The following is a 773-nucleotide window of genomic DNA, read 5'->3' as shown; positions in this document are numbered from 1 at the left end:
CCAAACCGTGCCAGAATTGCCATTCCAAACGACCCAACTAATGGAGGCCGAGGGCTGTTACTACTCGCTGATGCGGGCTTGATTGAGCTTAAACCAGGTGTTGGCCATAAAGCCGCGTTAACCGATATTAAGAGCAATCAAAAAGAACTGGAGTTCGTTGAGGTAGATGCGGCGCAGCTGCCAAGAACGCTGGATGACGTTGATGCCGCAGCTATTACGATGAATTACGTGATGTCTTCAGGCTTAGACCCTAAGAAGCAAAGTATTTTCCTAGAGTCCAAAGACGCACCTCTCGCTGTTATGGTTATTGCGACTCGTGAAGCCGACAGAAACAACGAAGCTTACAAGAAGTTCGTCTCTATTTACCAATCCCAAGAAATTCGCGACTTCCTTGATAGCACTTTCAAAGGAACGATTGAACCAGCCTTTTAAGTAAGAATTAATCCTTGAGCAAGCTATCTTGCTTAGAGAGACAAAACGACAGAGGCTCATGAAAAAAAGCGTGAGCCTCTGTCGTATCAAATGGTATCAATCGTACTTGGAGTTAGATTATCGGTTTTCTGCTTCTAATTTTAGCGCGATATAGTTTTGTGCGGCGGTAACCAAATCAGAACGATTGATGATCTTCCATAGGAAAAATGGCGGGATTAAGAATGCAATGAAATAAAACGACTCATGAAAAAAGATCTGAGCAATTGCATCTTGATGTTCCCACAGCGCCGTAAGCGCGAAAAGATCGAGCATCACGCCAAGTACACCAAAAACAACTGAAA

2 protein-coding genes are annotated in these 773 nt (G+C 44.0%); one reads left to right on the top strand and one right to left on the bottom strand.

The window, feature by feature from the left end; genetic code table 11:
- Positions 1-432, top strand: a 432-nt coding sequence (locus R8O11_RS26950) for a MetQ/NlpA family ABC transporter substrate-binding protein (protein ID WP_318194841.1), incomplete at its 5' end; no start/stop codon positions are given.
- 117 nt (positions 433-549) lie between these two features.
- On the opposite strand, the gene R8O11_RS26945 is transcribed toward R8O11_RS26950, so the two are convergent.
- Positions 550-773: D-fructose-6-phosphate amidotransferase (locus R8O11_RS26945; protein WP_318194840.1), on the bottom strand; the 224-nt coding region annotated here is incomplete at its 5' end.

This window comes from Vibrio sp. 1288 (assembly GCF_033344475.1).
The sequence above is the reverse complement of the archived record's forward strand: the minus strand, read 5'-3'. Positions and strand labels throughout refer to the sequence as shown.